The following is an 18,298-nucleotide window of genomic DNA, read 5'->3' on the forward strand; positions in this document are numbered from 1 at the left end:
GGCCTGTGACCGTCCCCGTATGCAGGTACACGTCGTCGGCGACGATCCGGTCCGCGAGGCGGTCGTCGCCGCCCTCGGAGACGTCGACGTCACCGTCGAAGACGCGAGCGCCGCCGACCTCTCGAACGCCCGGTTCGCGGTCGTGAGCGACGTCGCCGGCGCCGAAACGTTCGCTCGAGCGAACGCGGCCGCGCTCGAGGGCGGAACCCCCTGGATCGCCGTCGAGATCGGCGGCGTCGGGAGTCGGCCGCTCGAGGCGGTCGACGCCGCCGTCTCCGGGTTCGCCCCCGCGACGGGCTGTTTCGACTGTCTGCGCGCTCGCGTCGCGTCGAACCTCGAGGCGAGTGCGGCGAGCGACCGACCGCAGGCGGATCGCAGCGCGGCCCGGCTGGCGGGAGCCGTCGCGGGCCGGGAGTGCGTCCGCGTCTTCTCCGGCGCGGAGCAGTCGGTGATCGGGCAGGTGGTGGAACTGCCACACGCCAGACGCCGGTTGCTGCCCGTTCCGGGCTGTGAGTGCGCGGACGGCCCGCGGGACCGAAGCCTCGAGCGCGACGACGACTCGCTGGAACTCGACGCGGCCGTCGACCGCGCCGAAGCGGCCATCGACGACCGGGTCGGCGTCGTCACGAGCATCGGCGAGGTCGAGTCGTTCCCCGCGCCGTACTACCTGGCGACGACGGCGGACACGTCGGGATTCAGCGACGCCAGCGCGCCGACTCAGGCGGCCGGCGTCGCCGACGACTGGAACGCCGCGCTGATGAAAGCGGTCGGCGAGGGCCTCGAGCGGTACTGCGCCGGCGTCTACCGGGACGAAGAGTTCGTGCACGAGAGCGAGGAGGACCTCGAGAACCCGATTCCGCCGACCGATCTCGTGCGACCGGACGACGCGCCGGCGTACGACTCGAGCGACGACCACCGCTGGGTTCCCGGGGAGAATCTCGCGACCGGGGACGCCGTCCACCTGCCCGCTGCGGCGGTCCAGTTCCCCCAGCCCGGCGAGGCGCTCGTGCCGGCGATCACGACCGGCCTCGGCCTCGGTTCGTCGACCGTCGACGCGCTGCTGTCGGGACTGACCGAGGTCCTCGAGCGCGACGCGACGATGCTCGCCTGGTACTCGACGTTCGATCCCCTCGGGCTGTCGGTCGACGACGAGGCGTTCGACGTCCTCCGGCGCCGCGCCGGGAGCGAGGGGCTGACGGTGACGCCCCTGCTGCTCACGCAGGACGTCGACGTGCCCGTCGTCGCCGTCGCCGTCCACCGCGACCCGGACGCGGTCGGGGACGGCGTCGGCCCGGGCGACGAGGACTGGCCCGCGTTCGCGGTCGGCTCCGCGGCGGGCCTCGACGCGACGGGCGCCGCGCGCTCGGCGCTCGAGGAGGCGCTCCAGAACTGGATGGAACTGCGGAGTCTGGGTCCCGAGGAGGCCGCCGACGCCTCGGGTTCCATCGGAGAGTACGCGTCCTTCCCCCCGACTGTCCGGTCGTTCGTCGACGTCGACCGAACGGTGCCCGCCGACAGCGTCGGCCCCGATCCCGCGCCCTCGGGGCGGGCGGCGCTCGAGGAACTCGTCTCGCGGACGACCGACGCGGACCTGACGCCGTACGCGGCGCGACTGACGACCCGCGACGTCGAGGGGACCGGGTTCGAGGCGGTCCGGGTGGTCGTCCCCGGCGCGCAACCGCTGTTCACCGGCGAGCCGTACTTCGGCGAGCGGGCCCGCACGGTTCCGGACGACCTCGGGTTCGAACCGCGCCTCGAGCGACCGTTCCATCCGTATCCGTGAGCGATCGGTCTCGGCCGTGGCCGCGGCTACGGTACGTGGTCGTCGAGAAGTGATCACGGACTGCGGAGGAATGGGCCTGACAAGTCACCGCTGTCTCACGGGCGGAATCAAAACGGTCGGTTACTCGCCGGATTCGTTGCCGTCGGTTTCTGCTGCGTCGGATTCGTTGCCGTCGGTTTCCGTCACGTTGGACTCGTTACCCACACTTTCGGGTCCGTCCGTTTCGTTGCCCTCGCTCTCGTTGGTCCGGTTCCCGCCGGCGCCCTCGCTCCACTCGATAGTGACCTCGAGTTCGTCGTCGTAGACCGTGATCGACAGGAGTTCGGCGCCCGGCGAGACCGTGACCGCTTGGACGTCGACCTCCTCGTTGTTCTCGATCCGGCGGATCTGAACGCTCTGTTCCGTGTTGTCGAGGTGTGGCGGGCCGACGGTCTCGCCGGGGCCGACGGCGATGCTCTCCTGGTAGCTCTGGCGCCCCGTCTCGAGTTCGCGGGCCTCGATGTGGAGGTTGTGTGTCCGGTCGGCTTCGCTGTGGATCTCGACGGGGATGATTCCCGTGAGTCCGAAGTGCTCCTGGACTCCCTCGACACAGCCCGCGAGTCCGACGGCGACGGACGCACCGGCGAGTCCAAGTACCGTACGGCGGTTCACACTCGACTCTGGGGGGCGGATCACCGTATGCGTTACTCTTCGCCGTCCCGACCGACGACGCGGCCGATCGCGTGCCATCCGCTACCACAGACTTTATGCGACGCTGGATGAACGGCCGCGTATGGAGAAGATCACGATCGACGACGTGGAGATCCAGACCAATCCGATGGACGTCCACTCGGTCAGACGGCCGGTTTCGCGGGCGGCAGGCTTCACGGACTTCGCGATGAACTACTTCGAACTCGAGCCCGGCGAGTCCTTCTCGGGCGGCCTCCACACTCACCACGATCAGGAGGAGGTCTTCTACGTACAGGAGGGGACGGCGACGTTCGAGCTGCGGACGGACGCCGACGCGGAGACCGAAGAGTTCACCGTCGACGCGGGCGAGGTGATCCGGTTCGCGCCGGGGGAGTTCCAGCACGGCTACAACGAGTCGGACGCCGACGAGCCGGTGGTCGGCTTCGCCTTCGGCGCGCCCAAATCGCGACACGACTGGGACCAGATCGAGTCGCTGCTGTACTGCCGCGAGTGCGAGGACGAGGTCGGCCACGGCCTCGAACTCACCGACGACGGGAACTTCCGGATGACCTGTACCGAGTGCGGTAACTCGTTCGTCGCGAACTGACCTCGAGGCCGCGCCCTTCTGCTCCCGGTCCCGGTCGAACGAGCGAGTCGACGCTCGAGGACGGCTCTCGGACCGCCTCAGTCGGGAGATTTCGAATCGATCCCGTTTGCTAGCTACGGGTTCGTTTCGGCTCGATCCCTTCGGGATCATTGTTGATATGTTAACGAGCACATTCTCAGTCGTCACCGATGCGTTACTAATCATCACGGCAGTCGGTAACACGAGGCGGAGCAGTCGGCCCGCGACAGACGGCTGTGGTGATCGACACGGGGTCAGGGAACGACCCCGGTTGGGAATCGCTTGCGAGCGAACGGAACACAACGGTACCGAAACAATGGCACGGAACACGACGATGGGTGTGATCGGTGTGCTCTCGCTGGGCGCACTGGGAACGGCAATGCTCGGGTTGTACAGACTCTTCTCGTTCGTGGCGGCGGCGCTCATCCTCGCGGTGATCGCCTCGGCGACGATCGAACGAAGCGACGGCGACCCCGATCTGGCCCCCTACACCGGGCTGATCGGCGCGCTGGCGGCCTTTTTACTGATCGGACTGGTCGGCATCTGGCTGACCTGGGAGCCGGGGATGACCGAGTACAGCTACGTCCTCGGCGTTCCGACCTCGACGCTGCTCTACTTCGGCTTCATCTGGCTGTTGCCGCTGACCGCCGCGATCTACTACTCGCTGGTCTTCGACCGGATCGCGGGCGATGAGATCGTCGACGACGTCATCGAGTCGGCCCGCGAGCGCCAGCGACGGGAGTCGTTCCCGCTGGCGCCGGAGCAGCCGTCCCCGACCGCCGAAGTGGCCGACGGCGGCGAAGTGACTACCGGCGGCGAAGTATTCGACGACGACGAGGGGGACAACGGGGGTGAGACCGATGCGTAGTCCGCTCGCGCCGCTGCCGCTCCAGGAGGGCGGGATTCCAGTCGCCGACGATCCGATCATCCTCGGCTTCGGGGCGGCGTACCTGTTCATCGTCGTGCTGATCGGCGTCTGGGGCTGGATGCAGACCGAGTCGACGAGCGACTTCCTGATCACGGGCAAGAGCGTCGGCACGTGGGTGCTCGCGATGACCGCCTTCTCGGTGATCCAGTCGGGCTTCGGCTTCGTCGGCGGGCCCGAACTGGTCTACGCGTACGGGACGACCGCGCTGTGGATCTTCTTCACCGCGCCGATCGGCTTCCTGCTGACGTGGGTCGTCCTCGCCAAGCGGATGCGACTGCTCGCGGACGTCCGCAACGTGTTGACGCTGGCCGACGGGATGTACGCCCGCTACGAAAGTGACACCGTGCGGGGTCTGACCGGACTCGCGGTCATCGTCGGCGTGATCGCCTACCTCGCGACGAACCTCGCGGCGCTGCAGTTCGTCATGCGCGCCATCTTCGGCGTCCCCGTGATCTGGGGGCTGCTCGGCGGCGCCCTCATCCTGTTGCTCTACAGCATGCTCGGGGGCATGATCGCGGGCGTCTGGACGGACTTCCTGCAGGCGTTGACGATGATCACCGGCGCCGTCTTCGTCTTCGCGTACGCCCTCTCCTTCGGCGGCGGCATGGAGAACATCTCGCGAAACCTCGCGAGCGCGGACCCGAACCTGATCTCGCCGTTCGGCGCGATGGGCGGGGCGACCACGGCCGTCCTCGTCGGCGTCGCGTGGTGGATCCTGTTCTCCGTCGGCGCGGCCGGCCAACCCCACCTGATCACGAAGTTCTACATGAGTCGGGACATGTCGATCCTCCGGTGGGGCGCCCCGATCGCCGCCATCTCCTACGCGATATCGAGCCTGATCGCCTTCTCCGCGGGCCTCTCGATGCGCGCGATGGTTGAGGCCGGCGAGATCGGCGAGACGTTCAGCGCCAGCGAGGTCGGGCCGGTGTTCGTCCTCGACCAGACGCCGAGCCTCGTGGCGGGGCTGATCCTCGCGGCCCTGCTGGCGGCGATCATGTCCACGAGCGACTCGTTCCTCAACATCGGCGCGGCCGCGGTCTCGCGGGACATCCCGCGGGCGCTGGGGCGACCGATCGACGACGACAAGACGGAACTGCGCGTCACGCAGGGCGCGCTGGCCGGGTTGACGATCCTCGCGACCGGCGTCGTCTATTACTCCGACGCGCTGGTCGGGATCCTCGGGACGATCGGCTGGGGCTTCTTCGCCGCCGCGTTCGTCCCCATCGCCGTCTTCGGGCTGAACTGGAAGGGCGCGACGAAGGAGGGGGCGATCGTCGCGGTGATCGGCGGTCTCGTCGTCAACATCGTCTACAGCGCCGTCCCGGCGGCGCTCGGTGTGGCCGGATACGGGAGCCTCGCGGACGGAATCATGGCGACGTACTTCTTCCCCGACGTCTTCCCCGTCGGGACGGTCGCGCTGCTGGTCGCCATCGTCCTGTTCATCGGCGTCTCGCTCGTCACCCAGGCTGGGCGGGACGTGCCGAGTGACCTCCACGCGTTGATCGAACGATGATGGCCGATACCGATTCAGACCCCGCTGCGATCCCTGATCGCGACCTCGATCCGGCGACGGACGGCGGGGACGAAACCGTCATCGCGCGCTTCACCCAGTGGCTCCGCCAGCGGCCCAACTCGATCGAACTGTGGGAACTCGTGCTCACCGACGAGCGACTCGTCTGGTGTTTCGTCGGCGAGTCCTACCGGTCGATGCTGCTGCGGGCCGACATGGGCCAGCGGGACCGCGCGCTGGTCGACGACAGCCGCCTCGAGGAACTCCTCGGCCTCGACGAGGCGAACTTCGCCGTCCCGCTCGAGCGCGTCGAGTCGATCCGGCACACCGAGGGGACGCGGTTCCGCCGCGCCAGACTCGAGATCGAGTGGGACGACCGCGAGGACCGGCGCTACGACGGCGACGTCACGCTGGTGAGCACCAGCGACGCCGACCCCCAGCGCGAACGCGTGGCCGGGCTCGCGGACGACCCGCGACTCGAGGGGGTCGCCGTCGCGCTCGAGTCGCCGCGCTGGTCGCTGTTCTGACCGTCCGTTCGGTTTCGGCCGCGAATCGGCACGAAAGCCGGACGGTTTTTCACACTGAATCGCGAGTGGCCAACCATGTCCACGGGAGCGACGACGACGGTCGAGATCGACACCACACTGTTCATCACCGTCTCCGGCCCGCCGGGCTGTGGCGCGACGACCCTCTGTGAACGGCTGGCGGACGCGATGGGCTGTCCGTACGTCTCGGGCGGAGAGGTCTTCCGCGAAATCGCCGAGGATCGGGACATGAGTCTGAACCAGCTGACGGCGAAGGCCGACGAGTCCGACGAGATCGACCGCGCGATCGACCAGCGCCTCCAGCAGATCGCCGAGAAGTGGGGGATGGCGAACAAGCCGTTCATCCTCGAGTCCCGGCTGGCGGGCTGGCTGGCCGGCGAGCGCGCCGACCTGCGGATCTGGCTCGACGCCCCCGAGGACGTCCGCCTCGAGCGCATCGAGGAGCGCATCGAAACCGAGGCCGAGATGCGGGTCCGCGAGGTCAGCGAGGCCGGCCGCTACGAATCCTACTACGAGATAGACATCGGAGACCGCGAGTTCTACGACCTGCACGTCAACACCGCCCGCTGGAGCAAGGAGTCCGTCTTCCAGTTGGTTCGGACCGCGCTCGAGGAGTACGATCCTGACGATGACGAGGGCGCGTTCGCGACGCCGGACGTGAATCCCTAGACCTAGCTCGATTTCGGAGGGCCCTCGAGACGGGGACTCGAATTCGGTCTCACGTTCGGAAGACGCCACGCGGCGACAGTTCTTTCTCGGTGTGTGTTGGCTATTCGCACGACATGACGTACTTCGTCACGTTCGACGGCGAAACGTACGAGGAGGCTCGCGAGACGTTCTCGTGGGACGTTCCCGACGGGTTCAATGCGGCCGTAGATCTTGTCGGCAAACACGACGACGGTGGCCGAACGGCGCTCTACCAGATCCACGAGGACGGGAGCCACGAGGAGTACACGTTCGACGACCTCGACGACCGGTCGAACGCCGTCGCGAGCGCGCTCGAGTCCCGCGGGATCGAACGCGGTGACCGCGTGGCGGTCGTCGTTCCGCAGAAGCCCGCGAACGCGCTGACGCACCTCGCCTGCTGGAAACTGGGGGCGGTCTCGCTCCCGCTGTCGGTGCTGTTCGGCGACGACGCGCTGCGCTACCGGTTGACCGACAGCGAGGCCCGCGCGGCCGTCGTCGACGCGAGCCAGTGGGAGACGGTGCGGGCGGTCGCGTCCGACTGTCCGGCACTCGAGTACGTCTTCGTCGTCGACGCCGCGGCGGCCGACGGCAGCGGAGCTGCGGGAGGGGACGCGCTCGAGGGCGCGACAGCCGAGCAGTTCGAGGAGGCCGTCGACTGGAGCGAGACGGCGTTCGACCGCGCCGACACCGACGTCGACACGCCCGCGATCGTCATGTACACGAGCGGCAGCACCGGCGAGCCGAAGGGGGTGCTCCACACGCACGGCGTCTGGCTGGGCCACTGTCCAGCGTTCCAGATGTACTTCGAACGCGACGTCCGCGAGGGGGTCTACTGGACGCCCGCCGACTGGGCCTGGATCGGCGCGCTCGGCGATCTCGTCTTTCCCGCCTGGCACTACGGGCGGCCGGTCGTCGGCTACCCGATGGGTTCGTTCGATCCCGAACGGGCCTACGAGATCATGGACGCGTTCGACGTCACGAACGCATTCGTCCCGCCGACCGCGATCCGGATGTTGATGAACGTCGACGATCCGACCGACCAATACGACCTCTCGCTCGAGGCGATCTGTTCGGGCGGCGAACCCCTGACTCGAGAAATACTCGAGTGGGCCGAGACGGAACTCGCGGGCGTGGCCGTCAACGAACTCTACGGACAGACGGAGGCGAACCTGCTGGTGACGAACTGTCGGGAGTGGTTCCCGGCGAAGCCGGGCAGCATGGGAAAGCCGGTGCCGGGACACGAGGTTGCCGTGCTCGACTCGGAGACGGGCGAGCGAGTCGAACCGGGCGAGATCGGCGAGATCGCGGTCCGCCGCGGCGACGACCCCGTGATCTTCGAGGAGTACTGGAACGCACCCGAGAAGACCGAGGCGGTGACCCTCGAGGACGGCCCCGACGGAGCGGTCTGGCACCTGACCGGCGACCTCGCCGAGCGGGACGCGGACGGCTACTGCTGGTTTACCTCTCGGGACGACGACCTCATCATCACGAGCGGCTACCGCGTCGCGCCGCGGGAGGTCGAGGAGACGATCCTCGAGCACGACGCCGTCGAACAGGTCGGCGTCGTCGGCGTCCCCGACGAGACCCGCGGGGAGATCATCAAGGCGGTCGTCCAGCCGATCGCCGGTGAGCAGGGATCGGACGAACTGCGGAGCGAGATCCGGGACCTCGTCCGCGAGAAACTGGCAAAGTACGAGTATCCCCGCGAGATCGAGTTCGTCGACGAACTGCCGACGACGACCACCGGCAAGATCCGGCGGACGGAACTGGTCTGAGTCGACGAACGAGCGGCGTCGGGGAGCGCTCGAGTGAACGGTATCGATCGCTACTCGAGACCGACGGCGACGTTACTCGCTGTCGGGCGAGTAGTTCGGCGCCTCGTCGGTGATGACGACGTCGTGGGCGTGGCTCTCGGCCTGCCCGGCCGAGGAGACGCGGACGAACTCCGACCGCTCCTTGAACTCGGGGATCGTCTCCGCGCCGACGTAGCCCATGCCCGACTGCATGCCGCCCGCGAGCTGGTGGAGTTCGGATTTGAGGGTGCCCTTGTACGGCGTCGCGGCCTCGACGCCCTCGGGGACGTACTCGTCCTCTTCGTCGGGTTCCTCCTTGAGGTAGCGGTCGCTGTCGCCGGACTTCATGGCGCCGACCGATCCCATCCCGCGGTACTGCTTGTACTTCTTGCCGTTCATCGTGACGACGCGGCCGGGCGCTTCCTCGGTACCCGCGAAATACGAGCCGAGCATGACCGCGTCCGCTCCGGCGGCGACGGCCTTGATCGCGTCGCCGGAGTACCGGATACCGCCGTCGGCGATGACCGGCACGTCGTGTTCTGCAGCCACGTCCGCGACCTGTGCGACGGCCGTGATCTGTGGCATCCCGGCGCCGGAGACGATGCGGGTCGTACAGATCGATCCCGGGCCGATGCCGACCTTGATGCCGTCCGCGAAGTCGACGAGGTCCTCGGCCGCTTCGCGAGTGCCGACGTTGCCGACGACGACGTCGGCGTCGACGCTCTCCTTGATCTCGCGGGCGCCGTCGATGACGTTCAGGTTGTGTGCGTGAGCGGTGTCGATGAACAGGATGTCGGCGCCGGCCTCGTCGGCGGCGAGCGCACGATCGGTCTCGAAGGGGCTGACGGCGACGCCACACCGGAGTCGCCCGTCCTCGTCGCGGACGGCCTCCTTGTACTCGCGGCGCTGGAGGATCCCCTGCATCGTCACGAGGCCGACGAGGAGGTTCTCGTCGTCGACCACGGGGACGCGCTCGATCTTGTGGTCGTACATCAGTTCGAACGCCTCGCGGGCGTCGACGTCCTCGTGGGCCGTGATGACCTCGTCGGTCATCGCTTCGGTGACCGGGTCGTCCTCGTTAACCTCGAGGTGGGGCCGGATGTCCGTACTCGAGATGATCCCCAGCACCTCGCCGTTGGTGTTGACGACCGGCGCGCCGCCGACGCCCTGACGGGCCATTCGCTCGTCGACCTCGCGAACGGACATCTCGGGATCGGCGGTGACGACCGAGTCCAGCGGGATGATGAGTTCGTCGGCGCTCTTGACGCGCTCGATCTCCTCGACCATCTCGTCGACGTTCATGTTTCGGTGGAGAACGCCGAGGCCGCCGTGGCGGGCCATCGCGATGGCCATGTCGCTCTCGGTGACGGTGTCCATCGCGGCCGAGAGGATCGGGACCGAGACCTCCACGTTCTTCGAGACGTGGGAGGTGAGGTCCGCGTCGTCCGGTTCGACGCGGCTCTCCTTGGGGCGAAGGAGAACGTCGTCGAACGTTAGCGCCTCCGGTACCTGCAGTTTCGAAGAATAGGGCTCGTGCTCAGGAATGTCGTTCGCCATGTAAATCGTCCGAACCCGCGGGGGAAAAGCGTTGCGAGATATAATCGCCCGCGACCGGGTGACGAGGCCGTCGGCGGTGAATGCGCATCGGGACCGCGTCGACTCAGGGGGATCCGAAACTGAGATCTCCGTCCGCCGTTCGGACCGTCGCGACCGTCGGGCGACCACCCCGCGAAGTACCGGCGGGCTGAATCCGCTCCCGAATCACACGATCAATCACGGGATTTATATCCTGAGATGAAATCTTCAATCGCGAATGCGTACATTCCCGGGCGCATCTGCCCCTCAGTGTCGAAAACACGCCAGGACATGTAACACCGTACCACACAACGTTTATTGACAGTCCGATACTCAATTCGGGTATGATCGCTGTGAGTTTCAGTGCACCCCGAACCGCTGGCCTGACGAGCGTCGACAGTGACGCCGCCACCTTCCAGTTCGGGAAATTTACACAGAAACTCACAGCGCGAGGCCGCAATCCCAACGGCTCGAACTGGTGGCTCGCCCACCAGCCCGTACGGGACCATCTGCCCTATTACCCGCCGGCCTCGGGTCATGGCCAACAGCCCTGACCGATGAGTACGTCACGACACCCGGTCGCCCTCAGTCTCGAGCGCATCGTCGGCGGTGACGCGAGACTGTTAGCGCTGGTGATGATGCTGCCGCTGATCGACGGGGTCTTTCCGGCGCTGATCCTCGCGGGCGCGTTGAACGACCCGCTGGGAGCCATCCAGGTCGGGTTGTTGATCTTCGGCGGCAGCGCCACGGTCGCGGTGATCCTCGCGGAGATGACCGGCACGCCGCGCGAACAGGCGGCGATCGTCCTGCTGGTCGGCATTCCGCTGATACTGCTGGCGGCCGTGCAGGCCGCGCTCGCGCCGGCGATCGGCAGCCTCGTCAACGACGTCATCATCACGCGCTTCGCGGCGCTGGTGATCCTGGCGATCGCGGCCAAGACCGCCAGCGCGACGATCGGCGAGTACCTGCCCAATCCGATGCTCATCATCGGGCTGGGGCTCGTCGCCAGTTTCGATCCGAGCGGCGCCAGGCTCGTCGTGATGGACGATCCCGCGCTCGTCGCGAACGCGACTCTCGCCGCGGGGATCGGCGTCCTCTTCGCGCTGGCCGTCGCCGTCGGCGCACCGTACCTCCGCGAGTGGATGGACATCGACCGCTTCCGCTTCGGCAGCGCGGTCGCCCTCGGTCTGCTCCCGCTGTCCATGCTCGGGATGGCCTTCGGACAGGCCCCGCTGGCGGCGCTGATCGTCGCCGCCGTGTTCGCCATCGACCTGCCCCTCGAGCGGGGCTCGAGCGGGTCGTCGGACGACGGCCCGGCCGGGATCGATCCGGTGGCCGACGGCGGCGACGAGGAACCGGGCCTCGAGGTCGAACCGGTCGAGGAAACCGAGGAGTCGGGTCCGTATCCGGGCGACGACTCGACGAACACCGAAGGCCGCGCCCCGTGGCTGTAGGGTGGAACCGAAACCACTTTAGGCAGGATCCCCCAACTGACTCGCGAGGGGTCGTGGCCAAGCCCGGCATGGCGACTGACTCCAGAGGCTACGGCGCCCGGGACGACACTCCAGACTGATATACTGATCGGACACCTGATCAGTGTCCGTGTGATGACCCTCTGGAGTTCCGAGGCGCACCGGAGATATCAGTCGATCGGGGGTTCAAATCCCTCCGACCCCACTCACTTCGTGACTGGTCCAAAACCCGCATAGGGCGGGCCTTTCCTTATATACCATATCAGATTAGCGATATGGGAACCCAGTCGATCACCGAACGGTGACCACCACGTCTGCCGGTTAGCTTCCGGTACCGCAGTGGAAGTGATAAAAATTCCGGTAAGTCAGTCAAAATACTGGAACGAAGTGCGGGCGGGTGAGCGTAGGGGGATAAGTGCCTTCTCCATGGTCAGCCGCTTTCTATGTGGCCATGCAAACATTTTCCTGAATTGGACGCTACCCTACATTACTTGTGATAATACATTTTCTCCACCAATGTATAAACACTTACAGACCGATTACATATTATGAGACGACGTAAACTCCTCTCTTGTGGCGGCATAGTTGGAATTGGTACAGTTGCTGGGTGTCTTGGGACTATTCAATCCTTTAATAATACAAAAAGGGAGGCAGACCGAACACAGTTCAAGGAAATAGAGAGCGTGTACGTCGTTTCGGTTCGAAATAACCTCGACAAATCAGCAGATGTGAAGGTATCAGTTACTGGCGCCGAGGGGACGACGGTGGAAGAGAACATCATCGTGGAACCAGGAGACAAGATGGTGATCAGAAGTTTGTTCCCAATGGGATCGTACAACAGAGACTCAGAACCGTACACTATTTCAGTGTCGGCTGATGGAAAGGAGACAGAACAAACGCAACGGCCGAGCAAATCACGTACTGATAAGTTTGCATTCGAAATTGACTCTGACGGAATTAGTTTCCAGGAGGCTCTCAGACCGTCACCTGATCTCGGTATCTCAAATCAACTTGACGAGGATGTTGACGTTCGAGTGACGGTCAGGGATCACTCAGGTGACGGTGCCGTCTACGATATCCTCACTATATCGGCAAACGATTACGTGGGTTATCGGGACGTCCTCACGAAGGGAAGAGAGTACAATGTCACAATTCAAGCCAATGGAATGACTGAATCAATCACGCACCTAAATTCGGACACCACCACTATTTCAATCACCATCGAACCTCACACTATCAGCGCAGTAGGCTCGGAGGCCTGATGGATACTTCCTGTGCGATGATATGGATACCATCTACAATTGGTAGGTGTCTCAGGGTCAGTTCGCACACGTAGTTGCCGTTCAGTACAGGCGGAGAAGTGTGCGCTCACCGCGAGCGAACGGAGTGAGCGAGCGGGCCGACGACCGACCCGTAGGGGAGGGAGGAGTGCTTTTCATCGAAGTTTTGCCGAGGGCGCGCCTCCGGCGCGCCCGCAGCGCAAAAGTTCGGTTCGCACGCGTAGTTGCCGTTCAGTACAGGTGGTATACGTAACGCTCAGTCCATGGACTTATCTAGTGGCCCGCGAAGGTTGCCGTAGGTTTCTTGCTGACGGTAGTTATCGAGCGTGGTCCTCGACGGCGACATGGCCATCGGCCTCCACACTAACCTCGTAACTGTTGTAGTTGAACACCACCTTCCCCAGAGATGCCTTCCCAGCGAACACGTTCTCCAACGCCTCGGGGTCAACGACGTCGTACAGTGGCGGTGTTAATTCCGTGGGTGGAGTACCCTCAACGGCAGCTACTGCATCTATTACTGCCTGACTGACGCTCCGACTCTCCGTCTCGACGGTCTGAATCTGACTCATCGAAAACGACTATGCTCTCGCTTCGGATAAACATATCGGGAATTTGATAATATCCATGCTGTCTTAAATAGGGTATGGAAATCAGCCAGTGTCGTCCTCGTTCGTAAATTCTTTTCCAAAGTGATTGTAGGGGAACGCTCGAATCCGCTTCAGTAGATCCATACGCTCGATATCGACGCCCAACCCGCTCATCTCACCGATGCTCTTCTCAATTTCTTGCTTGTTCTGCCCGACCAACTCAATTGAGAGGTTTGCGTTATTCGTTAATAACTCACTGACACTCACCACACCGGGGACATGAACGAGGTCGTCAACGATCTCCTCTTGGTCATCAATTGGAACCGTCGCTATGATGAGCAAGTGATGGCCCATCCCCGTTTGCTCGTAGTCGATCGTTGGGTGATATCCCGTGATAACGCCGCCCTCTTCGAGCTTGGTGATACGATTGGCGACCGTGCTGGACGAGACGCCGACCTGTTCCCCGATGGCGTTCGTCGTGTTATTCCTGGCATCTTCCTGCAAGAGATACAGGATCCCTTTGTCAACCGAGTCAAGTTCCTCCGAGGCCATGGGCAAGAACCGTAAGGGAGCCGCCAATAAGTAGGTTCCCTTGATTCGCTCAGTATAGGCGGAGAAGTGTGCGCTCACCGCGAGCGAACGGAGTGAGCGAGCGGGCCGACGACCGACCCGTAGGGGAGGGAGGAGTGCTTTTCATCGAAGTTTTGCCGAGGGCGCGCCTCCGGCGCGCCCGCAGCGCAAAAGTTCGGTTCGCAGGTGTAGTGAACAGCAGTTTCACGATAGTAGCTATCTAAAGAAGGGGAGTCAACAAAGCCTTCTATTCGATTTTTGAGGACCCCATCTAATGTGTCGGTCAATTCATCTACCGAGTCGCCATCCTATTTGGTAGAGTACCGTACTATAACGACGTCTTTTGTCTCCGTATTGTGGGCAATATTGACTTGTTCTACTCCCTCCCAAATACCGGTGAAGCAAACCTCGATCTGACGGGACGAAATCAGCTAGACGGATCGGACCTGAACCGTGCCGGTGGCCTCCACCACGATAGAATAGCCAGCGTAGTCGAACGAAATCCGATTCACGCACTCGGATCCTGACGCGAATAGTTGGTTCAGCGAGTCGGGATCGATCGCGTCGTAGAGGGGCGGCAGTTCGACAGGATCAGTCCCTTCGACGGTTGCAACTGCGGAAACGACCGCACAAACCGGTGTTGTCTCGTTAGCACTCGCCAATTCAGTCGTGTACAGGACAGTATGCTCCCCTGAAGAGTCAGCTCTCTTGATCGGTGTGCCACGCTCTGACATCACCCGATATGCATTGATCTGGCATAAAAAGCTTACCAAACGGTGTAGGTTCGACCATGATCAATTACGCTGTTAAACAGAAAACATATGCTTCAAACATTATATTCTCGAGGTACACCGAACGGCGGCCGCTTCGTCGTTCGAGCCCCGTCCGTCGCCGTTCGGCCACTACGTCGCGTTGGCGATTGTCGTCCCTCTCGAGCCACCCACCTCCGAACCGATCACTCCATTCTCACTAATTAGCAGTAGATATAAGGCACTAACAGTCAACAACCAAAATGGAAGCCACGATTCTCGAGGGGTGTGCACCGATACGACACCGGGCGCGAGGACCACCGAGACGCGGCTTCCACCCCGCGAGCGTTCACAAATCATGATTTCGTTGCGTCTCCCGGGAGATACCCCTCCCACCCGTCGGCCGAACCGCCCGCCTCGAGTCCCCACCCACCGGAGGCGACGATGACGGATGAGACGGCCGGCCCGGCCGCGCGGCCCACCTGTCCCGACTGCGACGCCCCGGTACTGACCGTGACGGTCGTGGGGCCCACTGACGGATTCGTGGCCCCGTGTGGCTGTCGCATCGCGCCACTCGCACTCGAGGCACCGCTCGAGTAACGCCCCGCCTCGAGTAACGTCGGCCTCGAATGTCGGCGCTCAGCCGAAATCGGGACTCGAGTCGCTGCAGTACGCGAACACCACCTCCCCGTTCGCGGACGGCCCAGCGTGGGCTATCGCGTCACGCGAGAGTACCGCTCGAGCCTCCGTCGAGTCACCCGAAACCGATCACGCGGTGGTAACACCGTGACGGAAGGCCTTATCCGGCTACCGCCGCTACTACTGCTGAATGACGAAAGCCCCTCCCGCGGATGCCGATTCGACGGTTCACACCCGGATCCGCCAACAGGAGGTCGTCGCCGAACTCGGACAGCAGGCCCTCGAGACGGGCGACCTCGAGCAGTTGATGCGCGACGCCGCCAGCGCGATCGCCGAGACGCTCGAGACCGAGTACGCGCACGTCCTCGAGTTGTGTCCCGGCGGCGAGGCGGTCGTGCTTCGCCACGGCGTGGGGTGGCCCGACGACCTCGTCGGGAGCGCGACGGTCCCGACGGGACCGGACTCGCAAGCGGGGTACACGCTCCACTCCGAGCGCCCGGTCATCGTCGACGATCTCCGAACCGAGGATCGGTTCTCCAGCCCCGAGTTGCTCACCGACCGCGACGTCGTCAGCGGGATCAGCGTCGTCGTCGGCTCGACGGAAGATCCGTGGGGGGTGCTGGGGACGCACACGACCGAGCGCCGAACGTTTACGAAACACGACGCGAACTTCGTCCAGAGCGTCGCGAACGTCCTCGCGGCGGCCCTCGAGGAAGCGCGGACGAAACGAAAGCTTCGCGAGCGGGAGAGCGAACTCGAGGAGACGTTCGACCGGATCACGGACGCGTTCATCGGGCTCGATCAGGACTGGGACATCACGTACATCAACAACCGCGGAGCGGAGTTGCTCGACCCCGAAGACCAGGGGCTGGTCGGCGAGAACTTCTGGGATCCGTTCGAACCGGCGCTCGGAACGACGTTCGAGGAGGAGTATCGGAAGACGATGGCGACCCAGGAACCGACGTCGTTCGAGGAGTACTACCCGCCCCTCGGGATCTGGTTCGAGGTCCACGCCTACCCCTCCGAGTCCGGGCTGTCGATCTACTTCCGGGACGTCACCGAACGCAAGGAGCGCGAGCAGAAACTCGAGGAGTCCGAACGCCGCTACCGGACGCTCGCTGAACACTTCCCGAACGGCATCGTCACGATGTTCGACGAGGATCTTCGCTATACCCTCGCGGCCGGGCAGGGGTTCGACGAGTTCCCCATCTCGTCGGCGGACGCCGAAGGAGAAGCGGTCGAGGAGGTGTGGCCCGAACACGTCGCCGACGCGCTCCGGCCCGCGTTCAGGGCCGCGCTCGACGGCGAGCAGCGAGTCGTCGAAGCGGAGTACGTCGGCCGGGAGTGGGTCGTCCACGTGGTGCCGCTCACCGACGACCAGGGAACCGTCTTCGGCGGGATGACAATCGCCCAGGACATCACCGAACGCAAGGAGCGCGAGCAGGCGCTCGAGGAGAGCGAGGCGAAGTTCCGCATGCTCGCCGAGAATTTGGAGGAGATGGTGTGGATCTCCGACCCCGAGACGAGGGCGATCCTCTACATCAATCCCGCCTACGAGACGATCGTGGGGCGCGACCGGGAGTCGCTGTACGACGACCCGACGTCGTTCCTCGACGCGGTACATCCGGAGGACCAGCCGCGCATGAACGACATCTACGCCGAGATCCCGACCAGCGAGTTCGACGAGGAGTACCGGATCGTCCGACCCGACGGAGAGGTCCGGTGGCTCCACGGCCGAACCGTTCCGGTCCGGAACGGGGGCCTCGAGCGAATCGTCGGCATCGCCGAGGACATCACCGAACGCAAGGAACACGAACGGGCGCTCGAGGAGTCCGAGCGCCGCTACCGGACGCTCGTCGAGAACTTCCCCAACGGTGCGGTCGGCCTGTTCGACGAGGATCTGCGGTACACCGTCGTCGGCGGCGAACTGTTGGCGGAGCTCGGCCTCACGTCGGACGAGCGGGTCGGGACGACCGTCGCCGACGTGTATCCCGACGAAATCGTCGACGAGGTCGAACCGCACTTCGAGGCCGCCCTCGAGGGAGCGGCCAACTCGTTCGAGGTACAGTACCACGACCGAGACCTGTTCGCGCACACGGTTCCCGTCAGGAACGCCGACGACGAGATCTACGCGGGGATGCTCGTGGTACAGGACGTCACCGAGCGGCGGGAGTATCAGCGCAAACTCGAGGCGTCGAACGAGCGGCTCGAACAGTTCGCGTACGCCGCCAGCCACGACCTGCAAGAGCCGTTGCGGATGGTCTCGAGTTACCTCTCGCTGATCGACCACCGGTACGGTGACGACCTCGACGCGGACGGCGAGGAGTTCCTCGAATACGCCGTCGACGGCGCCGACCGGATGCGCGAGATGATCGACGGCCTGCTCGCGTACTCCCGGGTCGACACGCAGGGCGATCCGCTCGAGCCGGTCGAACTGGACGCGGTGATCGACGACGCGCTCGAGAACCTGCAGGTGATGGTCGAGGAGCACGACGCCGAGATCGCCGTCGAGAACCTTCCCCGGGTCGAGGCCGACGAGAGCCAGCTCCGGCAGGTGTTTCAGAATCTCGTCTCCAACGCGATCGAGTACAGCGGCGACGAGCCACCGCGGATTCGCGTCGAGGCGGAACGGAGCGGGCGCAAGCAGTTGATTTCGGTCCATGACGAGGGGATCGGGATCGATCCCGAGGATCAGGATCGCGTCTTCGAGGTCTTCCAGCGACTCCACAGCCGCGAGGAACACGCGGGGGCGGGCATCGGGCTGGCGCTGTGTCAGCGAATCGTCGAACGCCACGGAGGTCGCATCTGGGTCGACTCCGAACCGGGCGAGGGGACGACGTTCTCGTTTACGCTTCCGACGGCGACCGAGTGAATCACCGCGGCGCC

General features: G+C 64.6%; 16 protein-coding genes and 1 tRNA gene. 12 read left to right on the forward strand and 5 right to left on the reverse strand.

Annotated features, from left to right (window positions below):
- Nucleotides 1–19: 19 nt before the first annotated feature.
- Entirely contained in the window at nucleotides 20–1,783 is a 1,764-nt protein-coding gene (locus tag J0X25_RS35430) for a YcaO-like family protein (protein ID WP_207288575.1), read from the forward strand.
- 120 nt (nucleotides 1,784–1,903) lie between these two features.
- Here the strand turns inward: J0X25_RS35430 and J0X25_RS35435 are convergent, their stop codons facing one another.
- Nucleotides 1,904–2,434: a hypothetical protein gene (locus J0X25_RS35435; RefSeq protein WP_207288576.1), complete on the reverse strand. Its 531-nt coding sequence runs from the start codon at nucleotides 2,432–2,434 to the stop codon at nucleotides 1,904–1,906.
- Between the two features lie 121 nt (nucleotides 2,435–2,555).
- Between J0X25_RS35435 and J0X25_RS35440 the strand changes: the two genes are divergently transcribed.
- The 6 genes from J0X25_RS35440 to J0X25_RS35465 all read left to right on the forward strand — a co-directional run bounded on the left by J0X25_RS35440 (nucleotide 2,556) and on the right by J0X25_RS35465 (nucleotide 8,522).
- Nucleotides 2,556–3,059, forward strand: coding sequence for a cupin domain-containing protein (locus J0X25_RS35440; RefSeq protein ID WP_207288577.1), 504 nt, complete (start codon nucleotides 2,556–2,558; stop codon nucleotides 3,057–3,059).
- Between the two features lie 334 nt (nucleotides 3,060–3,393).
- Nucleotides 3,394–3,945, forward strand: a complete 552-nt coding sequence (locus tag J0X25_RS35445) for a hypothetical protein (RefSeq protein WP_207288578.1) — start codon at nucleotides 3,394–3,396, stop codon at nucleotides 3,943–3,945.
- Nucleotides 3,938–5,518 carry a sodium:solute symporter family transporter gene (locus J0X25_RS35450; RefSeq protein ID WP_207288579.1) on the forward strand — a complete coding sequence of 527 codons (1,581 nt, stop codon included), beginning with the start codon at nucleotides 3,938–3,940 and terminating at the stop codon, nucleotides 5,516–5,518. Before J0X25_RS35445 ends, J0X25_RS35450 begins: the two co-directional genes overlap by 8 nt.
- A complete protein-coding gene (locus J0X25_RS35455) occupies nucleotides 5,515–6,042 on the forward strand; it encodes a hypothetical protein (RefSeq protein WP_207288580.1) in 528 nt (175 codons plus the stop codon). Before J0X25_RS35450 ends, J0X25_RS35455 begins: the two co-directional genes overlap by 4 nt.
- Nucleotides 6,043–6,117: 75 nt before the next feature.
- Nucleotides 6,118–6,729 carry a (d)CMP kinase gene (cmk, locus tag J0X25_RS35460; protein ID WP_207288581.1) on the forward strand — a complete coding sequence of 204 codons (612 nt, stop codon included), beginning with the start codon at nucleotides 6,118–6,120 and terminating at the stop codon, nucleotides 6,727–6,729.
- 113 nt (nucleotides 6,730–6,842) lie between these two features.
- On the forward strand, nucleotides 6,843–8,522 hold the full coding sequence (locus J0X25_RS35465; protein WP_207288582.1) for an acetate--CoA ligase: 1,680 nt from the start codon (nucleotides 6,843–6,845) through the stop codon (nucleotides 8,520–8,522).
- A gap of 72 nt (nucleotides 8,523–8,594) precedes the next feature.
- Here J0X25_RS35465 and guaB read toward each other — a convergent pair whose 3' ends face one another.
- The gene (gene guaB, locus J0X25_RS35470; RefSeq protein WP_207288583.1) at nucleotides 8,595–10,097 is read right to left on the reverse strand and encodes an IMP dehydrogenase; all 1,503 of its coding nucleotides are present in this window, start codon (nucleotides 10,095–10,097) and stop codon (nucleotides 8,595–8,597) included.
- 575 nt (nucleotides 10,098–10,672) lie between these two features.
- On the opposite strand from guaB, the gene J0X25_RS35475 reads away from it, so the two are divergent.
- The 3 genes from J0X25_RS35475 to J0X25_RS35485 all read left to right on the forward strand — a co-directional run bounded on the left by J0X25_RS35475 (nucleotide 10,673) and on the right by J0X25_RS35485 (nucleotide 12,849).
- A complete protein-coding gene (locus J0X25_RS35475; RefSeq protein ID WP_207288584.1) occupies nucleotides 10,673–11,569 on the forward strand; it encodes a DUF5794 domain-containing protein in 897 nt (298 codons plus the stop codon).
- 47 nt (nucleotides 11,570–11,616) lie between these two features.
- A tRNA-Trp gene (locus J0X25_RS35480) sits at nucleotides 11,617–11,792 on the forward strand.
- 343 nt (nucleotides 11,793–12,135) lie between these two features.
- Nucleotides 12,136–12,849 carry a hypothetical protein gene (locus tag J0X25_RS35485; RefSeq protein WP_207288585.1) on the forward strand — a complete coding sequence of 238 codons (714 nt, stop codon included), beginning with the start codon at nucleotides 12,136–12,138 and terminating at the stop codon, nucleotides 12,847–12,849.
- A 335-nt stretch (nucleotides 12,850–13,184) separates the two neighbouring features.
- On the opposite strand, the gene J0X25_RS35490 is transcribed toward J0X25_RS35485, so the two are convergent.
- From J0X25_RS35490 to ddfA, 3 genes are all read right to left on the reverse strand, one after another.
- Nucleotides 13,185–13,436, reverse strand: a complete 252-nt coding sequence (locus J0X25_RS35490) for a HalOD1 output domain-containing protein (protein WP_207288586.1) — start codon at nucleotides 13,434–13,436, stop codon at nucleotides 13,185–13,187.
- A gap of 81 nt (nucleotides 13,437–13,517) precedes the next feature.
- Nucleotides 13,518–14,006, reverse strand: a complete 489-nt coding sequence (locus tag J0X25_RS35495; RefSeq protein WP_207288587.1) for an Lrp/AsnC family transcriptional regulator — start codon at nucleotides 14,004–14,006, stop codon at nucleotides 13,518–13,520.
- A 449-nt stretch (nucleotides 14,007–14,455) separates the two neighbouring features.
- Entirely contained in the window at nucleotides 14,456–14,758 is a 303-nt protein-coding gene (gene ddfA, locus J0X25_RS35500) for a DdfA family disk-determining factor (RefSeq protein ID WP_207288588.1), read from the reverse strand.
- A gap of 459 nt (nucleotides 14,759–15,217) precedes the next feature.
- Here ddfA and J0X25_RS35505 point away from each other — a divergent pair, with 459 nt between their 5' ends.
- Entirely contained in the window at nucleotides 15,218–15,373 is a 156-nt protein-coding gene (locus J0X25_RS35505) for a hypothetical protein (protein ID WP_207288589.1), read from the forward strand.
- 229 nt (nucleotides 15,374–15,602) lie between these two features.
- Nucleotides 15,603–18,284 carry a PAS domain S-box protein gene (locus J0X25_RS35510; RefSeq protein ID WP_207288590.1) on the forward strand — a complete coding sequence of 894 codons (2,682 nt, stop codon included), beginning with the start codon at nucleotides 15,603–15,605 and terminating at the stop codon, nucleotides 18,282–18,284.
- Nucleotides 18,285–18,298: the final 14 nt, after the last annotated feature.

Source organism: Haloterrigena alkaliphila, assembly GCF_017352155.2.
Taxonomy (GTDB): Archaea; Halobacteriota; Halobacteria; order Halobacteriales; family Natrialbaceae; genus Haloterrigena; species Haloterrigena alkaliphila.